The organism is Desulfoscipio geothermicus DSM 3669 (assembly GCF_900115975.1).
GTDB lineage: Bacteria > Bacillota > Desulfotomaculia > Desulfotomaculales > Desulfallaceae > Desulfoscipio > Desulfoscipio geothermicus.
This window is the reverse complement of the sequence record NZ_FOYM01000029.1, coordinates 45,601-51,756: the sequence shown is the minus strand read 5'-3', so window position 1 is coordinate 51,756 and position 6,156 is coordinate 45,601. Positions and strand designations below refer to the sequence as shown.

The window sequence follows — 6,156 nt, the reverse complement described above, 5'->3', positions numbered from 1 at the left end:
CAAAATACAAGTAATGAGCCCGGAACATAGTTACCGGGTTGTGTGGATTGCGTCCGCCTTGCCTGTATAACGGTAAAACCAAATCATAAATAATTGAATCATCCACAATATCAATATAGTCAATGAGTTCTCTATCAAAGCCAAGTGTGTTATAATATGACATTGGAAATAGATCCAACTGCATCTTCGCCATAAGTATGCACCTCGCTTGGTAATTGGTAGTTTTCTCGTAAATTACTACCTAATTCGACAAGTGACGGTGCATTTCCTATTTATGGCTGCCTAAAGTTTTAACTTTTCGAACAGACTCTACAAACACAAGTAGCTTTCTAGGATTATCAAAAATAATTGTTACACAAGATGACCAAGAGTATCAACCTTCAAGTGGAGAAAAGGGTATTCTTCTACTCCAAAATGCTTTACAACAAGAAGCTGATGCCTATATCTTAGATGAGCCAGAAATGGGTATGGGGAATTCATATATAGATAGTATTATACGGCCTCAAATCATCAATTTATCAAAAAGACATAAAATTATTGTTGTTGCTACACATAATGCAAATATTGCAGTACGTACTCGTCCTTACCAATCAATATATAGAGTTCATAAGAATGGTCAATATTCGACATATGTTGGAAATCCGTTTATTGACGAGTTGAAAAATATTGATGACATAAATGACACTAAAAACTGGACAGAAGAAAGTATGCATACACTCGAGGGTGGTAAGGAAGCATTTTACGAAAGGAAGGTCATATATGAGTCAGGCAATTAGCGTTGAACTTACTATTCAAGGAGAGAACGATGTCTTATTGTTTAAAACTGATCCCGATATAGCTGTGAATCTTAATAGCGAGTCCGGTCAACAAGACTTAAAAAGAGTGTTTTCTAAGCTTCTTGAAAAGTCTATAATCGATGACATTGTGCTAGAATTGTCAATATCATCCAACTATACCAAGAGTCTTTATAAAGAAGTTTGTCAAGAATATATTGAAGCATTAAATACAGAAATAAAAAAAGTAAGTGTAGAAATAAGAAAGAGTATAAAATAAAGTTCTTTTTTGATACAAATCCACGTCACATACGTCATATAATAAAAAGTTTGTTTGCTTAGTTTTTTTCCGTAAGTATTTTGATAAAATGAGTGAGAAAATACATCAAGCTGTTCTACTATTAACAATCAATAAAAATAATGTAGCATTTTTCGGTTAGTAACTTCTCCTAATCCATATTTGTTTTCGTAAAGAATCTATATCGGATATAAATTGATTAACCAGATTTTTATGGGAACCGCGTGTTGGCTATAATAGCAGGATCACTATATTTTTAGATATAATTGATCATGACCCGAATAATCCTCATGGAAGAAAGAGTGGTTTTTTAATGAACAAACCTGAGCGAGTTACTGAAGGTGTGTATATCATAGGGGGGCCTCAAATAACGGATGAACGTGATTGTTGTGTCTACCTTGTAGACGGCGGCACCGAGCTAGCTCTGGTGGACGCAGGACTCGGTTATTCTACCCGGGCTATTTTAGAGAACATCGAAAAACTTGGCCTGGACAATTCCCTGTTGAAGTATGTCATCGTCACCCACGGACACATTGATCACATAGGGGGTTTGCATTATTTTCGGGAGCGGGGAGCGCAGGTGGTGTGCCACGAACTGGAGCGCAACGCAGTTTCTGGGGAAAATCCTAAACTTACTGCGGCATGGTACTACCGGGTCAATTACCGTCACGTACCGGTGGATAGATTATTAAATGGTGAGATGCAGGATGTTGTCGTGGGAAATACGGTTTTACATTGCCTACATACTCCCGGCCACACTCCGGGGGGAATCAGCCCCTACCTAGATGTAAGGGGGACCAGAATTTTATTTGGCCAGGACATCCACGGGCCATTTGATCCCTCCTGGGGGTCGAATATGGAACTATGGCGGGACTCCATGCGTAAGCTTATCAATTTAAATGCGGACATCCTTTGCGAGGGCCACTTTGGGATCTACAAACCGGCTGAAAAAGTCCGGAATTACATAGAGTATTACCTTGATTACCACTCCTGATGGTGAATGGATGAAAAAATGACCACAACAAATATGTTCACGGTATAATGTACGCATGAAAAAAGTTATAACCATGTCGAGACGTACCGATATGCGCTGGTTTGCAGAGAAAATGAAACTGGTGTTATCGGAGAAATACCCCCCGGAGAAGGTGCACACGGTTGTTTGTATAACCAAGTTTCCAGGCTGTATTTATAACGAACCCTATGCAGAGGTGCTGAAAAAATATGATCATGTTTTTGCCCATGTGACCATCACGGGGCTTGGCGGAACACCACTGGAGCCGAACGTGCCCGGCTGGAGGGATGCAACTGAAAAACTGTCGGGGTTAGTGGATTTTTTGGGTTCACCGGAAAGAATCCGGCTACGGGTTGATCCTCTGGTCGCGATCAAAAAAAACGGTACGTTAATAAGCAATATACCTATTGCAGAACAAATAATCGAGCAAGCAGCGAAAATAGGAATTCGCTCTTTTACTACTTCGTTTATGGAAGAATATCCTCGAGTAAAACGTAGGTTAGCCGGGCATGGCTACGAAATTATTACACTCAGTCAAGAGCAAAGGATAAAGGTGATAAAACGCCTGATACAGGTGACCCAAAAGCGGGGTGGGGTGCTATATACCTGTGCGGTGCCAGGGTTTGCTAAGTCAAAATGCATTGACGGAGCGCTGTTGCAAGAGCTACACCCTTGCAAGGAACCGTGCAGCCAGGAAAAGGCTTCCGGCCAGCGTGAACTATGCGGCTGCACCAAGAGCATTGATATTGGTTGGTACAACATGCGTTGCCAGTCCGGCTGCCTTTATTGCTATGCGGGGGTAGTGTAACTTCATATTATTCATAAAACTCCAAAATGGGGGCAGGAAAAGAATATAAAACCATAGATTTAGCTTTTTAGATAGGTTGAGGTAGGGGGGCAAATAAATTGAAAAAAATTACTCAACCAGGATATATAAACAAAAACAATCAAATGAACATTGGACGAACAGGTGAGCCAGGATCAGATTATATGCAATGGTTTTACTTAATGGAATGTAGAAATTGTAATTTTAAGTACAAGGCAAATGGAACGGATATTTGGCAACGAAAGTGCCCCAATTGTCAAGGGGGGCGACCATGATTTATAGGGTTATAAAATATGAGTTGGAAAAATTAATTAAACATCATTGCAAGCGGATTTGAATTAACGGCTGATTGCAATTGATGTTCATCAATATGTGTATAGATTTCAGTTGTAGCAACACTCTCATGCTCCAGTATTTGTTGAAGTGACCGTATATCGACTCTGCCATACTTGTACATAAGCGTAGCAGCCGTATGACGAAGTTTATGCGTAGATATATATTTAGGATCAAGCCCCGAAGCTATCACATATTTCTTAACGACGTTTTGGATGGCCCTGGTCGTTATACGTCTATTGTTCCTTGAGATAAACAACGCCTTTGACGGGACATCAAGAGAATTTCTAATTTGAAGCCAACCGTTAATTGACCTTTTAGCTGCTGGGGTCAAAAAGACCTTACGCTCCTTATTTCCCTTGCCAACGATACTGATTACCTCATTATCTACTTGGTCTATGTTTAAACTAGCCAGTTCAGATAACCGCAAAGCACAATTGAGGAAAATTGTGATGATACAATGATCCCGAGGGGAATTATTACAAGCGATTAACAGCTTGACGGATTCCTCAAGGCTAAGGTATTTGGGTATCCTTTTTGGAAGTTTTGGTGTTTCCAATTCTTCTGCAATATTGTTATCTATAAGATGAGCCTTGGTTTTGAGGTATTTCCAAAATTGACGGATAGATACAATTTTTCTTGCTCGCGTACCGGCAGAAGCATTCAGTTCAGTTTGGCAATAGGCAATGAAAGCATACATATCGTTAAGCGAAATAGTTTGTATGAATTCCAAATCTACCCTAGCAAAATTTTTGTTATGTATAGGTTTATTGCGAGAAAGCATCACAAAGTCGAAAAACATAAGCAAATCTGTTCGATACTCCTTAATTGTGTTTTCAGAACGACCCTTTATTACTGTAAGATACCCCAAGTATTGCTCAATTAGCGGACAGGTTCTATTAGATTGCATGAAATCATCTCCTTGCAAATAGTTTTGACATAATTTGCAGGAGATAACGATTGTCTATAATGGGAAGATCATTAATGATATTGTGAATTATATAATACTAGGGTGGCAATTATAAAAAAATTATATAATTTTTTATAATTATTTTTTAGGAAAGCAGTAAACTTTTTATTAAATTAAATTAGAAGGATTGAGTACCAATGATAAAGCACGTTAAATTAGAAAACTTCAAAAATGCAGTAGATTTTGATACTGATTTGGATAAAATAAATGTAATAGTTGGAGCTAACAACTCGGGAAAGAGTAGTGTATTACAAGGCATTCATTTTAATATTTTAGCAGAAGCTGTTCGTCGCAACTCTGGGAGAGAAACTGTTTCGCAACACAGTCTTCTATATTTACCATCTTCAGATTTTACAGTTTTGCGCCACGGTACTCCTTATACGAATTATTCTGGAAATACAAGTAAACTTACTTTAACTAGCGATACTTTTAGCGATGGAGAAAATGCAGACTCTTTTTCCATTACAATTAGTAAGGGCAGAAATTTTGAAAATATTAGTATAAAATGCCGCCCCAATAATCCATTTCGTCAATTGGTTACCTCATACACAGATTTATACTCTGTTTATGTCCCCGGTCTTTCCGGCATACCATTAGAGGAAAAGCTACAAACAAAAGCCGTAATCAGAAGTGCAACAGCAAATGGTGATGCAAATCTTTACTTGCGTAACATATTATATTACATAAAAGAAAATGGGGATTTACCTAAATTAAATGAATTAATAAATAAGATATTTCCTTCGACTTCTATTATGTTGCCTTATAACCCAGAACAAGATTTAAACATCAAAGTAACAATTAATGAAAATGGAACATCTTTACCGATAGAATTGAGTGGTACGGGGTTTTTGCAAATAGTGCAAATAATGGCGTATGTTCTATTGTTTAAACCCAAGCTTTTGCTACTTGATGAACCAGATGAACATTTACACCCCAATAATCAGTTGTTGTTGGTAGATGCCCTAAAACTACTGGCTGATAAATTAAATACACAAATAATTATTTGTACTCACAGTAGGCATATGCTTACAGCATTGGACGATGAAGCGAAATTTATTTGGCTTAAGAATGGAAGAGTAAATCAAAGCAATGATTCACCATATATGTATAGTGTTTTAATGGATATTGGAGCATTGGATACTTTTGATAAAGTAATTAATGGTACGTATTCGTGCGTTTTTTTAACTGAAGATGAAAAAGTAAAGATGGCAAAACGACTTTTAACTTATAATAGTTTTAATATGAACAATACACTAATTGTTCCGTATAAAGGTTGTAGCAACACCGAAACCGCAATACAGTTATCTGACTTTATCCATCGAAGTGCGCCAAACTGCAAAGTCATAATTCATCGGGATCGTGATTTCATGACCGATGAGGAAGTATCAAGAGTTAATGAAAAGATATCTGGGCACAATACTATACCGTTTGTGACTGATGGATCAGATATTGAAGCATATTTTATTGATCCTTCGCACTTAGCTTATGTAATTGGAGTAAGTAGGGATGAAATTATTGATTGGTTAAATACACTGGCAAGTAATAACCATGTTGAGATACAGGAAAAATTTCATAATAAGAGAAAAGAAATTGAATACTCATTTTTATATCGTGATGATAGAACTGCTTGCCCCAGTGTAATAGACTTGTTTGGACGAACTGTTCCAACTGCTTCTCAGAATAGACTGGGAAAATTCATGTTGAGAAAGGCAAATGGAGATGTATTTAATAAATTTGGACGAAGCATAGATCTTTTGCAGAACTCTCCACATTTAAAAATAGAACAATTACAAACTATATTACGGCAATTGCAAGCATAAGTGACGGTCAGGTTTGGTAGGTGAAAAGGTTTGCAACCTTATATCGAATTATCTATATTCCGAAAATCATATAACTAAATGATAATCTGTTATCTTGCAATATCAAGCTACATAATAGAATTCA

At 37.3% G+C, this 6,156-nt stretch carries 8 protein-coding genes; 6 read left to right on the top strand and 2 right to left on the bottom strand.

Annotation, left to right across the window (positions count from 1 at the left end):
• Positions 1-193: hypothetical protein (locus BM299_RS19730; RefSeq protein ID WP_207545207.1), on the bottom strand; the 193-nt coding region annotated here is incomplete at its 3' end.
• Positions 194-461: 268 nt separating this feature from the next.
• Between BM299_RS19730 and BM299_RS15270 the strand changes: the two genes are divergently transcribed.
• From BM299_RS15270 to BM299_RS19725, 5 genes are all read left to right on the top strand, one after another.
• Entirely contained in the window at positions 462-776 is a 315-nt protein-coding gene (locus BM299_RS15270) for a hypothetical protein (RefSeq protein ID WP_092486295.1), read from the top strand.
• The gene (locus BM299_RS15265; RefSeq protein ID WP_092486292.1) at positions 760-1,053 is read left to right on the top strand and encodes a hypothetical protein; all 294 of its coding nucleotides are present in this window, start codon (positions 760-762) and stop codon (positions 1,051-1,053) included. Before BM299_RS15270 ends, BM299_RS15265 begins: the two co-directional genes overlap by 17 nt.
• 331 nt (positions 1,054-1,384) lie before the next feature.
• Positions 1,385-2,065: an MBL fold metallo-hydrolase gene (locus tag BM299_RS15260; RefSeq protein ID WP_092486289.1), complete on the top strand. Its 681-nt coding sequence runs from the start codon at positions 1,385-1,387 to the stop codon at positions 2,063-2,065.
• Between the two features lie 55 nt (positions 2,066-2,120).
• Entirely contained in the window at positions 2,121-2,891 is a 771-nt protein-coding gene (locus BM299_RS15255; protein ID WP_245779810.1) for a DUF1848 family protein, read from the top strand.
• 98 nt (positions 2,892-2,989) lie between these two features.
• Positions 2,990-3,184: a hypothetical protein gene (locus tag BM299_RS19725; RefSeq protein WP_092486285.1), complete on the top strand. Its 195-nt coding sequence runs from the start codon at positions 2,990-2,992 to the stop codon at positions 3,182-3,184.
• 32 nt (positions 3,185-3,216) lie between these two features.
• On the opposite strand, the gene BM299_RS15245 is transcribed toward BM299_RS19725, so the two are convergent.
• Positions 3,217-4,152: a tyrosine recombinase XerC gene (locus BM299_RS15245; protein ID WP_092486282.1), complete on the bottom strand. Its 936-nt coding sequence runs from the start codon at positions 4,150-4,152 to the stop codon at positions 3,217-3,219.
• 197 nt (positions 4,153-4,349) lie between these two features.
• On the opposite strand from BM299_RS15245, the gene BM299_RS15240 reads away from it, so the two are divergent.
• Positions 4,350-6,032, top strand: a complete 1,683-nt coding sequence (locus tag BM299_RS15240) for an ATP-dependent nuclease (RefSeq protein WP_092486279.1) — start codon at positions 4,350-4,352, stop codon at positions 6,030-6,032.
• Positions 6,033-6,156: the final 124 nt, after the last annotated feature.